This is a genomic window from Aeromonas sp. 2MA4, from assembly GCF_029237305.1.
GTDB classification, from domain to species: Bacteria; Pseudomonadota; Gammaproteobacteria; order Enterobacterales; family Aeromonadaceae; genus Aeromonas; species Aeromonas salmonicida.
Map to the genome: position 1 here is coordinate 113285 of NZ_JAACFY010000001.1, position 15048 is coordinate 128332.

General features: G+C 56.4%; 18 protein-coding genes. 6 read left to right on the forward strand and 12 right to left on the reverse strand.

The features are described from left to right. Window positions 1-54: 54 nt before the first annotated feature. From flgG to GWQ31_RS00590, 8 genes are all read right to left on the reverse strand, one after another. The gene (gene flgG, locus GWQ31_RS00555) at window positions 55-843 is read right to left on the reverse strand and encodes a flagellar basal-body rod protein FlgG (protein WP_021139243.1); all 789 of its coding nucleotides are present in this window, start codon (window positions 841-843) and stop codon (window positions 55-57) included. 14 nt (window positions 844-857) lie between these two features. After that, window positions 858-1604 (reverse strand): flagellar basal-body rod protein FlgF, encoded by a 747-nt coding sequence (gene flgF, locus GWQ31_RS00560; RefSeq protein WP_005320205.1) that lies wholly within the window; start codon window positions 1602-1604, stop codon window positions 858-860. A gap of 144 nt (window positions 1605-1748) precedes the next feature. Next, window positions 1749-3077, reverse strand: a complete 1329-nt coding sequence (flgE, locus tag GWQ31_RS00565; protein WP_159166758.1) for a flagellar hook protein FlgE — start codon at window positions 3075-3077, stop codon at window positions 1749-1751. Window positions 3078-3087: 10 nt separating this feature from the next. Beyond that, on the reverse strand, window positions 3088-3816 hold the full coding sequence (locus tag GWQ31_RS00570; protein ID WP_111587566.1) for a flagellar hook assembly protein FlgD: 729 nt from the start codon (window positions 3814-3816) through the stop codon (window positions 3088-3090). Between the two features lie 15 nt (window positions 3817-3831). Then, the gene (gene flgC / locus GWQ31_RS00575) at window positions 3832-4251 is read right to left on the reverse strand and encodes a flagellar basal body rod protein FlgC (RefSeq protein WP_005320210.1); all 420 of its coding nucleotides are present in this window, start codon (window positions 4249-4251) and stop codon (window positions 3832-3834) included. After that, on the reverse strand, window positions 4251-4649 hold the full coding sequence (flgB, locus tag GWQ31_RS00580) for a flagellar basal body rod protein FlgB (RefSeq protein WP_005320212.1): 399 nt from the start codon (window positions 4647-4649) through the stop codon (window positions 4251-4253). The genes flgC and flgB overlap by 1 nt, the downstream gene beginning before the upstream one ends. Window positions 4650-4712: 63 nt before the next feature. Then, window positions 4713-5537, reverse strand: a complete 825-nt coding sequence (locus GWQ31_RS00585; protein WP_265421213.1) for a protein-glutamate O-methyltransferase — start codon at window positions 5535-5537, stop codon at window positions 4713-4715. 18 nt (window positions 5538-5555) lie between these two features. Continuing rightward, the gene (locus GWQ31_RS00590) at window positions 5556-6467 is read right to left on the reverse strand and encodes a chemotaxis protein CheV (RefSeq protein ID WP_021139249.1); all 912 of its coding nucleotides are present in this window, start codon (window positions 6465-6467) and stop codon (window positions 5556-5558) included. Window positions 6468-6689: 222 nt separating this feature from the next. Between GWQ31_RS00590 and flgA the strand changes: the two genes are divergently transcribed. The 3 genes from flgA (at window position 6690) to GWQ31_RS00605 (ending at window position 8119) form a co-directional block, all read left to right on the forward strand. Next, a complete protein-coding gene (flgA, locus tag GWQ31_RS00595; protein ID WP_265421228.1) occupies window positions 6690-7295 on the forward strand; it encodes a flagellar basal body P-ring formation chaperone FlgA in 606 nt (201 codons plus the stop codon). 90 nt (window positions 7296-7385) lie between these two features. After that, a complete protein-coding gene (gene flgM, locus GWQ31_RS00600; protein ID WP_275908401.1) occupies window positions 7386-7706 on the forward strand; it encodes a flagellar biosynthesis anti-sigma factor FlgM in 321 nt (106 codons plus the stop codon). Beyond that, entirely contained in the window at window positions 7703-8119 is a 417-nt protein-coding gene (locus tag GWQ31_RS00605; protein WP_059168701.1) for a flagellar protein FlgN, read from the forward strand. The genes flgM and GWQ31_RS00605 overlap by 4 nt, the downstream gene beginning before the upstream one ends. 43 nt (window positions 8120-8162) lie before the next feature. On the opposite strand, the gene yfcE is transcribed toward GWQ31_RS00605, so the two are convergent. Both yfcE and GWQ31_RS00615 read right to left on the reverse strand, forming a co-directional pair. Further along, window positions 8163-8705, reverse strand: a complete 543-nt coding sequence (gene yfcE, locus GWQ31_RS00610) for a phosphodiesterase (RefSeq protein WP_021139252.1) — start codon at window positions 8703-8705, stop codon at window positions 8163-8165. Window positions 8706-8716: 11 nt separating this feature from the next. After that, window positions 8717-10369, reverse strand: coding sequence for a peptide ABC transporter substrate-binding protein (locus GWQ31_RS00615; protein WP_275908402.1), 1653 nt, complete (start codon window positions 10367-10369; stop codon window positions 8717-8719). Window positions 10370-10609: 240 nt separating this feature from the next. On the opposite strand from GWQ31_RS00615, the gene GWQ31_RS00620 reads away from it, so the two are divergent. Beyond that, entirely contained in the window at window positions 10610-11515 is a 906-nt protein-coding gene (locus GWQ31_RS00620; protein WP_275908403.1) for a DMT family transporter, read from the forward strand. Window positions 11516-11550: 35 nt separating this feature from the next. On the opposite strand, the gene rsuA is transcribed toward GWQ31_RS00620, so the two are convergent. After that, window positions 11551-12243 carry a 16S rRNA pseudouridine(516) synthase RsuA gene (gene rsuA, locus GWQ31_RS00625; RefSeq protein WP_275908404.1) on the reverse strand — a complete coding sequence of 231 codons (693 nt, stop codon included), beginning with the start codon at window positions 12241-12243 and terminating at the stop codon, window positions 11551-11553. A gap of 173 nt (window positions 12244-12416) precedes the next feature. Between rsuA and GWQ31_RS00630 the strand changes: the two genes are divergently transcribed. Next, window positions 12417-13613, forward strand: a complete 1197-nt coding sequence (locus GWQ31_RS00630; protein ID WP_265421208.1) for an HD-GYP domain-containing protein — start codon at window positions 12417-12419, stop codon at window positions 13611-13613. Here GWQ31_RS00630 and GWQ31_RS00635 read toward each other — a convergent pair. Then, window positions 13610-13792 carry a hypothetical protein gene (locus GWQ31_RS00635; protein WP_275908405.1) on the reverse strand — a complete coding sequence of 61 codons (183 nt, stop codon included), beginning with the start codon at window positions 13790-13792 and terminating at the stop codon, window positions 13610-13612. The two genes, GWQ31_RS00630 and GWQ31_RS00635, sit on opposite strands and share 4 nt — an antisense overlap. A gap of 354 nt (window positions 13793-14146) precedes the next feature. Between GWQ31_RS00635 and GWQ31_RS00640 the strand changes: the two genes are divergently transcribed. Next, window positions 14147-15040 (forward strand): EamA family transporter, encoded by an 894-nt coding sequence (locus GWQ31_RS00640; RefSeq protein ID WP_275908406.1) that lies wholly within the window; start codon window positions 14147-14149, stop codon window positions 15038-15040. Window positions 15041-15048 lie beyond the last annotated feature (8 nt).

Consider the following 15048-nt stretch of genomic DNA (forward strand, 5'->3'; position numbering starts at 1 on the left):
CCTCCTACTGATGTGCGCGAGATCAAAAATAAGCTCATTCCGTCCACAGCCAACTTAAGTGCGCTGGATCAGGAAGGACATCATGCCGTCCACCGCCGAGAGAACCTTGGAGTTCATCTCGTAGACTCGTTGTGCCTGAATCAGATTGACCAGCTCTTCGGTCACGTTGACGTTGGAGGTCTCCAGCATTCCCTGTTTGATGACCCCGAGCCCGTCTGCACCGGCCACACCCTCGATGGGCGCGCCGCTGGACTGGGTTTCGAGGAACATGTTTTCACCCATGGGTTGCAGACCGGAAGCATTGACGAAATCAGACAGGTTGATCTGGCCGACAACCTGGGAAGCGCCATCCCCCTTGAGCTGGATCGACACCTGACCATCCGTGCTCACAGTCACACTCTGGGCATTTTCGGGGATCTGGATCTCTGGCTGCAGCGGATAACCGTTACCTGGGGTCACTATGGTCCCTTCATCATTGAGGGTGAACTGGCCGTTACGGGTATATGCCGCACTGCCGTCGGGCAACTGTATTTCGAAGTAGCCGCGGCCGCTGATCATCAGATCCAGCGAGTTGTCCGTGGTCTGCACATTGCCCTGACCATGGTTCTTCTGGGTGGCCACTACCTTGGCACCGGCACCCAGCATCAAACCGGACGGCAGTTCGGTATCCGCCGAAGAGCGACCTCCGGGCTGGTTAATGTTTTGATAGAGCAGATCCTCGAAGATGGCACGGGATTTCTTGTAACCCACAGTGCTGGCGTTCGCCAGGTTGTTCGAGGTGACCGATATGTTGGTCTGCTGTGCATCCAAGCCGGTCTTGCTGATCCAAAGTGCAGGGTTCATGTAAAACTCCTTGATTAGCTGATGCGCAGCAATTGGGTTTGGGCTTCGTCATTTTCCTCGGCGGTCTTCATGATTTTGACCTGAGTTTCAAACTGACGTTGCAACCGGATTAGATTGGTCATCTCGTCGACCACGTTGACGTTGCTCCCCTCCAGAGAGCCTGCGATCAGGCCCACAGTGGCCGAGGCCGCCTCATTCTGGCCATCCTTGCGACGAAACAGTCCGTCCTGGCCCTTCTCCACGGCGTCAGCCGCAGGTTTTACCAGCTTGATGCGCTGGAAGTCTTCCGGCAGGTTGGCGGCAGCCCCTTCAGGACGACCACTGATGGTGCCATCCCGATTGATCTCGATCTTTTCCATCGGCAACGGCAGCACTATGGGTTGGCCACCATCGTCCACCACGTTCAGACCGGTTGAGGTCTGCAGGTTGCCGGTCGCGCTCAATTGCAGGTTGCCCATGCGGGTATAGGCTTCGCCACCCTTGGGATCCTGCACCGCAATCCAGCCCTGACCGTCAACGGCCACGTCAAGATCTCGCCCTGTCGTCATCAACATGCCGTGCTGCAAGTTCTGACCAGGCCGTTCCGTCATGGCAAACACCCGGGATGGCAGCCCTTCACCGAACGCCTGCATACTGCGCGCCTGCTCGAAGTCAGACTTGAAACCGACTGTATTGGCATTGGCCAGGTTGTTGCCACGAACAGCCAGGCTATTCATGTTTTCCTTGGCCCCTGACATGGCGATGTAAAGCATGTGATCCATGAGATCCTCCGTCAAACCGATGACTCTGATCAGATAACTGCAATTTAGGTGCCAACGTCTGTTGAAGAAATACGCACGGAAGAAAAACTGAAGGTGTGGAAAATAAAAAGGGGCGCCGAAGCGCCCCCTGTACCACCGTCATTATTAACGGATCTGCAGTATGGTCTGCTGCAACGAACTGTTCACTTCCAGCGAACGGGAGTTGGCCTGGAAGTTACGCTGGGCCGTGATGAGATTCACCAGTTGGGAGGTCAAGTCCACGTTGGATTGCTCCACCGCCGAAGACTTGATACTGCCCAAGGTGCCCGAATTAGGTGTGCCGGGCAGCGCATCTCCAGAAAGCAGAGACTGGCGCCAGGAGGTATCGCCAACCTGAGTCAGTCCTTGCGAGTTGGCAAACTTGGCCAGCGCAACCATGGCAACCTTTAACGTCGTCGCATTGCTGTAGGTGGCAGAAACAATACCGTCCGGCGTAATCTCCACCTTGGTCAGATTACCCACAGTGGCGCCATCCTGGGTCAGCTTGGTGACGTTGAAAGGAGAGTTGTATTGAGTCACATCACTGAGACGAATTTCCAGTTCCTGGGTGGGATCTGCACCGTTGTTAATAATACCGGCCGCTGTGCCCAGCGTGACGGTTTTGATCGGGGCAGGTGGAATAGTTGTATCCAATTTGCCACCGGAGGTAAACGTCATCTGAACGCCAGTGGGGATGCCCGGGCCCGGGCTGGGTGCACCACTAGCGATATCAATGGGCTTGTCCCCCTCATACATGTACATGCTCCAGGTCCCAGGTGTCATTGGCGTCCCTGGAACAAGCGGATCCTCATGGCGGACAAAATATTTGGTGATCACATGGGGGGCGCCAAGCGAATCATAGATCGTCACTGAGGTTGAGTGTGCAAAGGTGGCTGAGTTGGTGGGATCAAACGCGGCAGGTGCCGTTGGCGTTGTTTTCGACTCAATACTCAAGTTAAAACTTGCTTCCACCAGCTCGGTCATTTTTGGCTCGCCCGCCCGATCCGGTATTTGAATCGGCTTGGTGGCGTTGATGCTGACCGCCTTGGGCGTCCCATCCGTGTTAATTTCATAACCTTGCAGATAGTGGCCCTGATTATTGACCATATAGCTGTTTTCATTGAGCTTGAAGGCGCCGGCCCGGGTGTAGGTACGGTCAAGATTGGTCAGACCGTCCGAGGTGACGAAAAAACCATTGCCCTGAATCGCCAGATCCAGTGCGTTGTTGGTAAATTGCAACGCTCCCTGATGAAACTGCTGGGCAACAGCCCCGGTGGCCACACCATTACCGACCTGCGTCTTGGCATTGACAAAGATCGAGTTGGCATAAACATCCGCAAACTCGGCACGGGACTCTTTAAAGCCCATGGTATTGACGTTGGCAATGTTGTTGGCGGTAACGTTCAAATCTTTTTGTGCCGCGTTGACACCGCTCAAGGCATTGTTAAATGACATATCCAGCTCCTTAGATCGATGCTGTAGGCGTGGTGGTTGGTGGTGTGGTTGTCGCTCCTGCAATCTGCAGGATACTGTTCAGGGTTGTTGTGCCAAGGCCTTTCAGATTGAGCTGTGTCGGATTGGTTCCATTACCCAAAACCACACTATCAACCTTCCCATAAGCAAACGTAGCGATGCTCTCTGGTTTACCTTCCACATTGTTACCGTTGGCTTTCAGGACATATTTGCCTGACGCGACGGGATTACCGTTCTTGTCTTTACCATCCCAGGTGAATTCAACATTACCGCGCTGATCACCTTCCAGAGGGAACTCTCTGATAACCTGTCCGTTCTCATCTTCTACGGTAATTTTGACATTCTTGTACTTGTTCTCGACGCCGACAGCCACAACACCGCCAAGGGAGCCGTCTTTCTCCAAAAATCCGACGTTGCTCTGCAACAGCACATTTTGCCCAACCAGCGCAGAGGCCTGCAGCGCCTGGCTGGAGGTCATCAGGGTATTGAGATTACCCATCTGGGTTGACAGGCTATTGATCCCCTCCGAAGTAGACATGGACGTCATCTGGGACAACATCTGGGCATTATCCACCGGCTTGAACGGGTCCTGATAGGAAAGCTGCATGGTCAGCAACTTCAGAAAAGACGCCTGATCAAGCTCTTTCTTCGGAGCCGTTGTCGTATCAGTGGTCTGGGTCGTGGTACGGCTGATGCCGTTCACACTACTTGTATCTGCCATCTGTGCTTACCCCTATCAGGACTTGCCGAGGTTGAGAGTCTGCTGCAACATTTTTTTGGCAGAATCGGCAACCTGCACATTGGTCTGATAGCTGCGCGAGGCATTGATCATGTCCGCCATCTCTTCAACCATGTTGACGTTGGGTTTGAAAATATAGCCATCATCGTCCGCCATGGGATGGTTGGGGTTGTACTCCTTGAGCAAGGGGGCCTTGCTCTCGACAATCCCTTTCACCTCGACCCCGACCGATGATTGCTTGTCTGACATCGCCTGATCCAGTTGAGCGGCAAAGATTGGCCGCCTGGCATGGTAAGTTTTTTCCACGCTGGAGCTGACGCTGTCGGCGTTGGCCATGTTGCTGGCCACAGTGTTGAGTCGAACAGACTGTGCACTCATGGCCGAGCCTGCAATGTCAAAGACCTTGAACAAACTCATTACTGTTCTCCTTTCAAGGCCTTCAACAGGCCACTGATCTTGCCGTTCATAAATTCAAGGGAGGTCTGGTACTCAAGGCTGTTGCGCAAGAACTCGCTGCGCTCCTGCTGCACGTCAACCGTGTTGCCGTCACCGGTATCAGGCTGCAGGGGATTGCGGTACTGCATCAGACCAGGGGCATCCGATTGCAAGGCAAAGTGCTTCTCACTGGTGGTGGCCATACCAAACCCTTGCTGATGCTGGGCCTGCGCCAATGCCTCTGAGAAGTTGATATCCCTGGCTTTGAAACCCGGGGTATCTGCGTTGGCAATGTTGCTGGATAACACCTCAGCACGCTTGGAACGAACGCCCAGCGTGTATTGGTGAATCCCGAATGCCTTGTCGAATGAAATTGCCATAGCACACCTCCTGCTTGATAAATTATTAGCAAGAGGTGTGCCAAAGAGGGATTTTAAGCGGGGTTATTTGACTTTGTAGACGATGCCAGGATTACAACGGACCATTTCGAACCGATCGGTCAGACCAGCCAGTGACTCTGAGGCCCCCAGCATCAGATAACCGCCAGGGTTGAGGCTGGCTGCGAACTGATTGAGGATCTTCGACTTCACTTCCGGCGCAAAGTAGATGAGCACGTTGCGGCAGAAGATGATGTCAAACTTGCCGAGCAGGCTGTAGCTCTCCAGCAGGTTCAGTGGCCGGAACGTGGTCAATTTTCTGACACGTTCCACCACCCGCATCTTGTTGTCACCATAAGGTTCGAAGAACAACTTTTTGCGCTCAGGTGACAAACCACGGGCTAGCGCCAGGCTGTCGTACACCCCTTCCTTGCACTGATTGAGCATGGTGCTGGAAATATCTGTGCCCACAATCTGCACGCCACCGGGCAAGGTACCAGGCTTCTTGACCTGCTGTTCCAGCGCCGTCATGGCGATGGAATAGGGCTCCTGCCCGGACGAGGAGGCAGCCGACCAGATCTTGATCGGACGGCCACTCTTGCCCAGTTCGGGAAAAAGCTTGTCACTGAGTAGTTGAAAGGGATAAGTATCGCGAAACCAGAGGGTCTCGTTGGTAGTCATGGCATCAACCACTGCCATTTTCAGGTCACGCTCACGCACACTCATCGCTCGAGTAACCAGATCAGACAGACTCTCAATACCAAACTGAGTCATCAAGGGTGAAAGCCGACTCTTGACCAGATACTGTTTGTTGTCACCCAGCACGATTCCGCTCTGTACTGCCAGAAAGTTGCTGAATTGTTTGTATAAGTCGTCCGAAAGTGTCTTCATGCAGTTTGTTCTTCTTGATTAGAGTGCGCCTTGTACGGCTTTGGCCAACTCATCCGGTTGGAATTTGGCGATGAAATTGTTCGCACCGACTTTCTGCACCATGGCCTGATTGAACACCCCACTGAGGGATGTGTGCAGAATAACATGTAAGTCCTTGAGATTGGGATTGTTACGGATCTCGGCGGTAAAAGTATAACCGTCCATTTCCGGCATCTCGATGTCCGAGATCACCAAGGCAATCTGATCCTTGATGGGGCCATTCTTGGCCATCTCCAGCAACATGTTGAGTGCCTCACGCCCATCCTTGGCCAGCACACATTGCACGCCAATCGCCTCGAGGGCTCGCTGCACCTGCTTGCGAGCAACAGAAGAGTCATCTGCTACCAGCACGGGACGACCATGGGTATTGTGCTCGACACTGGCATCCACCAACTCGGCACTTACTTCGGTCGACACCGGGGAGATTTCGTTGAGGATACGTTCAACATCCAGGATCTCCACCAGCTCGCCGTCTACCTCTGTGACCGCAGTCATGTAGTTGATGCGCCCTGCCCCTTTGGGTGGCGGCAGAATGGATTCCCAATTCATGTTGATGATGCGTTCAACCGAATGCACCAAGAAGCCCTGAACTGAACGGTTGTACTCGGAAATAATAATGAAACACTTGCTCAGGTCCTCGATGGGACGTTTGCCCACCGCCATGCTGAGATCAATCACCGAAATGGTCTGGCCACGTATGTGCGCAACGCCACGAATACAGGAGTTGAGCTTGGGCATGACGGTCAAGGGAGGGCATTGCAGCACTTCACGCACTTTGAATACGTTGATGCCAAATCTTTGACGTCCATTGAGACGAAACAACAGCAGCTCCAACCGGTTTTGTCCCACCAGCTGGGTACGTTGGTTGACCGAGTCCATAATACTGGCCATAAACACTCCCTAAAAACGCTTGGCATTAATCATGCATGCGTATTGGCTTGCGTCAGACTATCGATATCACTACAAACGAATTCTGAAGCAAGCATAGTTAAATATGGTGATATGCGTGAACAACTTATCGGCCTGCGAGAGAAAATGATTAGTAGACTTTTCCTCATCTTACTGCTGTTTTGCGGCATATCTCACGCCACGGCATCCGAGGTGACCAGTTATCTGCAAGAAATGGCGCAAGAGTTTGTGCTCGGCCAGCTCGATATTCCACTCGATGCCCAGGCTCATGTGCAAGCTGCCTCCATTGATGACAGGCTACCTTTGAGCCGCTGCGAGCAGCATCTTACCATCAGTCTTCCCGCCAGGATGGAGGTGCGCCGTAACACCACCGTCTACCTCAAATGTGAGGAAGAAAAACCTTGGGACCTCTATTTGCCGGTGCGCGTCAGCATCCAGAAACCCTATGTGACCGTGGCCACCCCGGTAGCCAAGGGCGACATACTCAGTGAGAGTGTCTTGACGCTGGCCTATCAGGACCAGACCCAGATCCGCGGTGATTATCTGAGCGATCAGGCCCCCCTGATAGGGGTACGCAGCAAACGGGAACTCAAGCCGGGTCAGCCCATACGGCTCAGCCAAGTCTGCGTGGTTTGCAAAGGCGACCAGGTCACACTCAGTGCAGAAAACAGCAGCATGCAAATCAAAACCATGGCCCGAGCCTTGCAAGATGGCAGCTTCGGAGACATGATCAGCCTCGTCAATATTCGTTCAGGAAAAACAGTGCAAGGGAAAGTCAGCGCAGTCGGCTCTGTGGTGGTCACCTTCTGATACGTTTTTCAGGTTATTTTTTTCTAAAGTTCTGACGACGGTCACCGATAAACAGGTAAGCGAACAGCAAAGCAGACGAAGGTAAACACTATGGCTATTAACAATATCAACAACTTGGCGAATAATCGGTTGCAAAACACCGGTAACAGCCAGGGTGCCAACACCAAACAAGCGATCTCGTCTCCCGACAACCGTGCGGCGACTGTCAAGACAGACTCCGTCTCCTTGACCAATGAGGCGCAGCAATTGCAACAGATGCAGAAAAACCTCAACTCAGCCTCCACCGGCAATGAAAGCCGGGTCGAGAGTCTGAAGAAAGCCGTGGCCAATGGTGAATACCAGGTCAACAGCGAGGCGGTAGCCAAAAAAATGTTCAGCTTTGAATCCACTCTGGACAAGCTGCTCGGATGATGGATTTACCTTCGCTGCTGCACACCCAAGACGAATACCTCTCCCGGATGCAAGGTTTGCTGGAGGAGGAATTCAACCTGCTCAAGCAGCACCAGGCACTGGCGCTGCCTGAGCTGGCAGAGCGCAAGCAGAAACTGCTTGCCGATATTGAAGTGCTGGACCAGACCCTTGCCCGGCTGCCCGAACTGCAACAGCAGCTGTCTGCCTTTCCAGAGCAGATGAATGCCCTGCGTGAAAAACTCGATGCCTGTCAGGAACAAAACGATCTGAATGGTCGCCTGCTCGAGCTCAGCATCGTCTCCAACCGCCGCCTGGCAAGCTTTTTGAGCCAGTTGCGGGATCGCAACTCCCTGACTTATGACGCCAAGGGCAACACCCGATCCGGCACACGCTCATTTGGCATCAAGGCCTGACCCCTTTCCGCTTCCCCTCGCGCAAGCTCCGCCCGTCGCCTACCTATAACACCAGCCTCAACAGTTCTTCGCTGTCCGCACAGGCATGGATGCTCAACACGCCCGTCTCATACCGGCCATAGGTTGCCGCCAGCTCTCCCCGTGGAAAACAGATGGACCCCGGATTCATCAGCACCAGCTCCCCTTCTCGCTGCAGCACGGGTAGATGGGTGTGGCCGCTGATAAACAGGCTGCCGGGGGGCAGCGGTACCGCATCCGGGCGATAGAGATGACCATGACTGACAAACCAGCGCCGTCCATCCACCAACAACTGGTTATAAGGTGCTGTCATGGGGAAGTTCAGCAACATCTGATCCACTTCCGAATCGCAGTTGCCGCGCACCGCCATGATGTGCGGCGCCAGCTGATTGAGCCGCTCAGCCACGGCGGCGGGGGCATAACCCGGCGGCACCGGATTGCGCGGGCCATGGTTGAGCAGATCGCCGAGCAGCAGATAGTGATCGGGCTGCCAGGGAGCAAGCTGGGCCAGCACCTGTTCCAATGCGCTCAGGCTGCCGTGCAGGTCTGAAATGATAGCAATCTTCATCGCGAACTCCCTTACTGCTTGCTGAAATAGAGATCCTTGGTGGCGATTGCCCCCTTGAGGTTCTGGCTCGGCAACCCGCGCAGTGTGGGGTCCACCAGCCGCATCTGGTTGTAGTGATACACGGGAATGGCGGGCATTTCGTCCATCAGCAGCTGCTCGGCCTGGCGATAGAGTCCGGTCCGGGTACTACCATCCAGGGTGTCCGATGCTTGCTGCAGCAAGCCATCAAAGGCCGGATTGCAATAACCGCTCTCGTTCTGTGGATCCTGACAGCGGAAGCTGTTGAGCATGGATGAGGGCTCCACATAATCTCCAAACAGGAAGGAGCGGACCAGCATGAAATCACCACTGTCTTTTGCCACCTGATAGGCGCTCCACTCCATGTTGTTGAGAGACACCTCCACCCCCAGCGGTTTCCACATGGCGGCCACCGCCAGCGCCAGCTTCTTGTGGCTCTCAGACGTGTTGTAGGTCAACGTCAGCTTGAAGGGACGGGCACTGTTGTACCCTGCCTGTGCCATCAAGGCAGCAGCCTTGGCCAGCCGTGTCGGCTGATCCTGCAGAGCCAGCGATGAGCCAAGTGACTCATAGCCTGGCATGCCAGGCAGCAGAGACCAGGCAGGTCGCTCTCCCTGACCGCTGACCTGTTCGGTCAGCACGTGACGGTCTATGGTCATGGCCAGTGCCTGGCGCACCCGTACATCCTGCAGCTCGGGACGGCGCAGATTGAAGGTATAGAGATAGGTGCCAAGCAGGGGCAGACCCCAGATCCGCTCTGGCGTCGTCTGTTTGGTCTTCTGGTAATACTCAAGTGCCACCTTGTTGGTGAGCTGGATCTCCCCTGCCTCATAGCGCAGCCGTTCAGCATGCTGGGAGGAGAGCGGCAGATAGGTCACCCGCTTGATCCGGGTGTGCAAGTCATCCCAATAATGGATGTTTCGCTCAGCCTCGATACGTTCATTGGGCGCCCAGTTCACCAGCTTGTAAGCCCCATTGCTGACCAGTTTGCCGGGCTGGGTCCACTCTTTGCCAAACCGGGTGATCGCCTGCTCATTGACGGGAACAAAGGGGCGTTGACTGACCAGTTGCAGGAAATAGGGTACGGGTCGCTCCAGTGTCACCTTGAGGATCTGGCTGCTCTCGGCTTCCACCCCCAGCGACGTGAGCTCGAGAGCCCCGGCATAGATGGATTGAGCATTGTTGATACCGGTCGCCAGCAGCAATCCGGCGGAAGGGGATCCTTGCGCAGGATCCAGCAGCCGACGCCAGGCGTAGACGAAATCCTGTGCGGTAAGCGGCTCGCCGTTGGACCATTTGAGCTGGGGTCGCAGGAAGAAGCGCCACACCAGCCCATCTTCGCTGGTCTCCCAGCGCTGGGCCTGAGCCGGCACTATCTTCCCCTGACCATCTTCGCTCACCAGCCCTTCAAACAAATCCACCAGCACCACTTCCCCCGGAAAACCGGAGCGGATCTGGGCCGGATCGAGGGACTCAGGCTCATCACCGTTTCCCTTGACCAGCGTCTGGCGATCCGACAGCACAGTCTCCTGGGTAACAGTGGTTGCTTGCAGCGACGGGGCCATCAGCAGGCCCAGCAGCAAGGGAGAAAGCCAGCGACGGACTGGCCGGCATGCCGGCTGATAAACAGCGGGGCGGTAAACCATGACATAAACCTCGTTCGATTCACTTTATTTCAAGAAGGGGGAAGGCCGGCAGCGCGCCTGAATACGAATGCATGATGCTGCGCTTGTTATCCCCGAAGACGCCCCGTATTGTATCGGGCTTGCCCAAGAGATGGAGTCTTTCGGGCTATTTTTTTCCGTAGTTTTTTATGAAATACGAGTGGTTGTCGCTGGTAACGGCCTGACACGTCTTTCGATCTGGCTACATTCTCAGGAGTTGTTATGGGGTATGAGTGGCTGGCGCTGGCAGCGGCCAGTTTGTGGGCAGTGGCGGCCCTGATTTCGGTCAAACCGGCCCGCCACCTGGGGGCATTTGCCTACAGTCGCTGGCGCATGTTTCTGGTCAGCCTGATGCTGGGCACCGCCAGCATCGCCACCGGAGGCTGGCAATCCCTTAGCGAAAGCGCTCTTCCCCTGCTGGCGCTGTCGGGCCTGATCGGTATCTTTGTCGGGGATACAGCCCTGTTTGCCTGCATGAACCGGCTGGGCCCCAGGCGCAGCGGCCTGTTGTTCTCCTGCCATGCACTCTTCTCCGCCCTGCTCGGTCTCTGGTTGTTTGGTGAGCGGCTCGGCGGCTGGCGACTGGTGGGAGCGCTGCTGGTGTTTGCCGGTGTCATGCTCGCCATCCTGTTCGGCCGGCGTGGCGGCAATCAGCACAACGAGTGGGAGCAGGTGCGTGGACACCTTGCCATCGGCATCGGCCTGGGGCTGACCGCCGCCTTCTGTCAGAGCCTGGGTGCCATCATCGCCAAGCCAGTGATGATGAGTGGCAATGTCGACGCTGTGAGCGCCTCCGGCATCCGCATGGGCAGTGCCCTGTTGGCTCACTGCACCTTGCGAGCGCTGAGAGTGCCGCTCGCCATGCCCCACAATCCCATCAACCGTCAGGTGCTGGGTTTGATTGGCATCAACGGTTTCCTGGCCATGGCCATGGGGATGACACTGATCCTGGTCGCCCTGCGCCAGGGAGAGGTCGGCATGGTGGCGATCCTCTCCTCCACCACGCCAGTCATTCTGCTCCCCCTGCTGTGGTGGCATTCGGGTCAGCGCCCCTCCCTTGCGGCCTGGGCGGGCGCCCTGCTGGCTACGCTGGGTACGGCCATGGTGCTGGGGGTCAGCGGACACTGAGCAAGGCGCGCCTTGCCCAGTGTCAGGCGAGCGGCTTAAAACTGGGCGATTTCCTCTGCCGTCAGCTCGCGGTATTCGCCCGGTGCCAACGCTTCATCCAGCGCCAGTGTACCGATCTGCTCCCGATGCAGCCCCACCACCTTGTTGCCGATGGAGGCAAACATCCGTTTCACCTGATGATACTTGCCTTCATGGATGGTAAGGCGGGCCTCGCGCTCGGCCAGAATTTCCAGCTGGGCGGGACGGGTCTTCTCGGTCTCGTTGCGCAGAAACACGCCATCGGCAAACAGCGATATGGCATCCTGATGCACCGGGTCGGCCAACCAGACATGGTAGGTCTTGGCACACTCATAGCGTGGCGAGGTAATGCGATGGGACCATTTGCCATCATCGGTGACCAGCACCAGACCCGTGGTATCGAGATCGAGTCGACCAACCACGTGCAGCTTGCCCATGGCGGGTTCATCCATCAGGAAGAAAACGGTCGGGTGATCCGGATCCTCGTTGGAGCAGACGTAACCTTCCGGTTTGTGCAGCATGAAGTAGCGATTGCGCTGATCCAGCGTCAGCATGACACCGTCAAATTCAACCTGGCTCTGCTCGTTGATGTGAAAAGCGGGTTGTTTGACCACTATGCCATCCACAGTGACCTCTCCCTGCCGGATCAGTTTGCCCGCCAGGGAACGGGTCAAATCGGAACAATCGCAAAGAAATTTATCGAGCCGCATGCACAACCTCAGAGTCCATCAATAAAGGGGCGCCATTATATAGGCCAAGGCCAACAACTCCAGCAATAAGCAGTGCTGGCGTAAACCGTACCACAATGACGAAGCATGGCGCGGATGTTAGACTGCCTGCTGAGGGCCTAACATTACGCATAATAATAAAGTCAGGAAGCCGTATGAAGTCACACACTCCTCATCCCGTCATTCCCGTCAACCAGCTACAAGCAGGCATGTATGTGATCGCCATCACCAGCCAGACCGGCGGCATGGAGATCGCCCAGATGGGGCTGGTGACGACTCGTCAGCAAATTGATGACCTGATCCGGCGCGGTGTACTCACTGTGCGCGTCGATATCGCCCGCAGTAAATTGGCTGGCATAGAGCAGATTATCTTTCCCGACACGGCAGCCTCTTCAATTGCGTCACAACGCCCGACAAACAGCGCGAACGGCGAGGGGCGTGAGCTCAAGATCCGCCGCCTGTATCAGGAGGCCCGTGAGCTGCAAGGCAAATTCATTCGCCAGCTAAAAGCGGGTGAGCCCATCGACATTACCCCCTTGGCAACCGTGGCCGAAGAGATGGTGGACACCATGTTCACCCACGGCGATGCCATGCTCTGTCTGGCCCGCATTCGTGCCAAGGATGCCTACCTGATGGAACACTCCATGAACGTGGCCATACTGCTGGCCAACTTCGGCCGTTATCTGGCGCTGGAGCGCAGCGTGCTCAAGGAGCTGACTCTGGGGGGGCTGCTGCACGATGTGGGCAAGATCATGACCCCGGATGAGGTGCTCAACAAACCGGGCAAGCTGACCGATGAAGAGTTCACAGTGATGCGCCAGCACGTGGTACATAGCCATGACATTCTGAGCAGCACCCCGGGCATCACAGCCACCATGCTGGAAGTCGCCGCCAATCACCATGAGCGGCTCGATGGCACCGGCTATCCCCGCCACCTCAAGGGTGACCAGCTGTCTCTCTACACCCGCATGAGCGGCATCGTCGATGTCTACGACGCTGTGACGGCGGATCGGGTCTACAAGCAGGGAATGCAGCCGACCCAGGCATTCCGGATCCTGCTCAAGGGGGCAGACCACCATTTTGATCGACTGCTGGTGACCAAGTTCATCAAATGCATGGGGGTCTATCCGGTGGGCACCCTGGTACAACTTTCCAACCAGCGACTGGCCATCGTCATGCAGCGCAATCCGCAAGAGCCGCTCAAGCCGGTGGTGAAGGTGATCTATCACGCTACCCAGCGCCACTACCTCGAGGTGCAGTGGCTGGATCTGGCGAAGTCCGGGGTACAGGAGAGCATAGAAAGCACGGTCGATCCCAAAGAGTTTGGCATCAGTCTCGCCAACTTCGTCTAGTTGGCGCCCCCTTCCCATTCGACACAGTGCTGGATCAAAAACTCTTCATCCAGCGGTGACAGATCGAAACGGATGCTGGCCTCTTCAATGGCACGGATATCGTGTTGATGATGCTCGCTGAGCCAGCGCACAGCGCGGCGCAGATCTTCGCCATGGGGCAGCAGAGTGTGGTCGCTCATGGGGGATACCTCCGTTAAGCCATTGGCACCAGCCGCACTGTCGGGCTGTCTTTGTATAGCGTAGACCGTTCGCCGCCCCTTCTCGATCTCCCCCTCCATCTTGCCGCAGACAAAAAACCGAGATCAAGGCAGGCAAACGCCCTATCCACCACAGATGCCTTGACCACTGCCCGGCCGCTTCTTGGCCACAAGAGTGGTCGGCAACCAGCAAGTGATCCGTCCTTTGGTGCAAGCCGGTCTGGCGACTTGACGCCAGCCACCCTGTCAAGGGTATGCTCGTCCTCTTGCCGACCCGTCCCGCTGGCAGCGGGATCGCCGCACTTCTTTTACAAGGCAGTCATACAAGGAAGCTGAATGCAAACCAAGGACAAGTGTCTGGCCGCCCTGGTCATCCTCTGCTGGGGACTGAATTTCGTGGCGATCAAGTGGGGGCTGGAGGGGATACCGCCGCTGTTGCTGGGAGCGCTGCGCTTCGTCGGCGTGGTCTTCCCTGCCATCTTGCTGGTACCCAGGCCCACCATGCCCTGGCGCTGGCTGCTGGCCTATGGTGGCGCCATCAGCCTGGGGCAGTTTGCCTTCCTGTTCAGTGCCATGAAGTTCGGCATGCCGGCGGGCATGGCCTCGCTGGTACTGCAATCCCAGGTGGTGTTCACCCTGCTGTTCGCCATGCTCTGGCTGGGGGAGCGCTGGCAGCCCCATCACTGGGTAGCGCTGCCGCTGGCGGGGGCAGGCCTCTATCTCATCGCCACCCATGGCGAGGGCAACCTGACCCTGCTCGGCTTCGTGCTGACGCTCTGCGCGGCCGCCTGCTGGGGCCTTGGCAACGTCATCAACCGCCAGATTGGGCTGCGTTATCAAACACCATTACCAAGCCTTATCGCCTGGGGCGGTCTGGTGCCCATACTGCCCTTCTTCGCGCTCTCCTGGTTGTTCGAAGGGCCGGAGCGCATTGCCAGCAGCCTGCTCAACTTCAGCTGGCAGGGGTTCTTGTGCGTGCTCTATCTCTCCTTTGTCGCCACTTGGCTCGGTTACGGCCTGTGGGGCCGCCTGCTGATGCGTTATCCGGTGGCCCAGGTGGCACCGCTCTCCCTGCTGGTGCCCTGCGTCGGCATGGTGGCGGCTGCCGTCCTGCTCGATGAGCACCCCACTCCGTTGCAGTGGCTGGGTTCTGGTCTGGTGCTGCTCGGCTTCGTGGTCCATCTGCTGGGTGGCCGGCTGCGCTGGTTCAAGCCACAGACGGCACCTTGATGACCAGG

Bases quoted from the DNA above. Each gene is read 5' to 3' on its own strand.
- flgG (WP_021139243.1), bottom strand. From the start codon at position 843: ATGAACCCTGCACTTTGGATCAGCAAGACCGGCTTGGATGCACAGCAG.
- flgF (WP_005320205.1), bottom strand. From the start codon at position 1,604: ATGGATCACATGCTTTACATCGCCATGTCAGGGGCCAAGGAAAACATG.
- flgE (WP_159166758.1), bottom strand. From the start codon at position 3,077: ATGTCATTTAACAATGCCTTGAGCGGTGTCAACGCGGCACAAAAAGAT.
- GWQ31_RS00570 (WP_111587566.1), bottom strand. From the start codon at position 3,816: ATGGCAGATACAAGTAGTGTGAACGGCATCAGCCGTACCACGACCCAG.
- flgC (WP_005320210.1), bottom strand. From the start codon at position 4,251: ATGAGTTTGTTCAAGGTCTTTGACATTGCAGGCTCGGCCATGAGTGCA.
- flgB (WP_005320212.1), bottom strand. From the start codon at position 4,649: ATGGCAATTTCATTCGACAAGGCATTCGGGATTCACCAATACACGCTG.
- GWQ31_RS00585 (WP_265421213.1), bottom strand. From the start codon at position 5,537: ATGAAGACACTTTCGGACGACTTATACAAACAATTCAGCAACTTTCTG.
- GWQ31_RS00590 (WP_021139249.1), bottom strand. From the start codon at position 6,467: ATGGCCAGTATTATGGACTCGGTCAACCAACGTACCCAGCTGGTGGGA.
- flgM (WP_275908401.1), top strand. From the start codon at position 7,386: ATGGCTATTAACAATATCAACAACTTGGCGAATAATCGGTTGCAAAAC.
- GWQ31_RS00605 (WP_059168701.1), top strand. From the start codon at position 7,703: ATGATGGATTTACCTTCGCTGCTGCACACCCAAGACGAATACCTCTCC.
- yfcE (WP_021139252.1), bottom strand. From the start codon at position 8,705: ATGAAGATTGCTATCATTTCAGACCTGCACGGCAGCCTGAGCGCATTG.
- GWQ31_RS00615 (WP_275908402.1), bottom strand. From the start codon at position 10,369: ATGGTTTACCGCCCCGCTGTTTATCAGCCGGCATGCCGGCCAGTCCGT.
- GWQ31_RS00620 (WP_275908403.1), top strand. From the start codon at position 10,610: ATGGGGTATGAGTGGCTGGCGCTGGCAGCGGCCAGTTTGTGGGCAGTG.
- rsuA (WP_275908404.1), bottom strand. From the start codon at position 12,243: ATGCGGCTCGATAAATTTCTTTGCGATTGTTCCGATTTGACCCGTTCC.
- GWQ31_RS00630 (WP_265421208.1), top strand. From the start codon at position 12,417: ATGAAGTCACACACTCCTCATCCCGTCATTCCCGTCAACCAGCTACAA.
- GWQ31_RS00635 (WP_275908405.1), bottom strand. From the start codon at position 13,792: ATGAGCGACCACACTCTGCTGCCCCATGGCGAAGATCTGCGCCGCGCT.
- GWQ31_RS00640 (WP_275908406.1), top strand. From the start codon at position 14,147: ATGCAAACCAAGGACAAGTGTCTGGCCGCCCTGGTCATCCTCTGCTGG.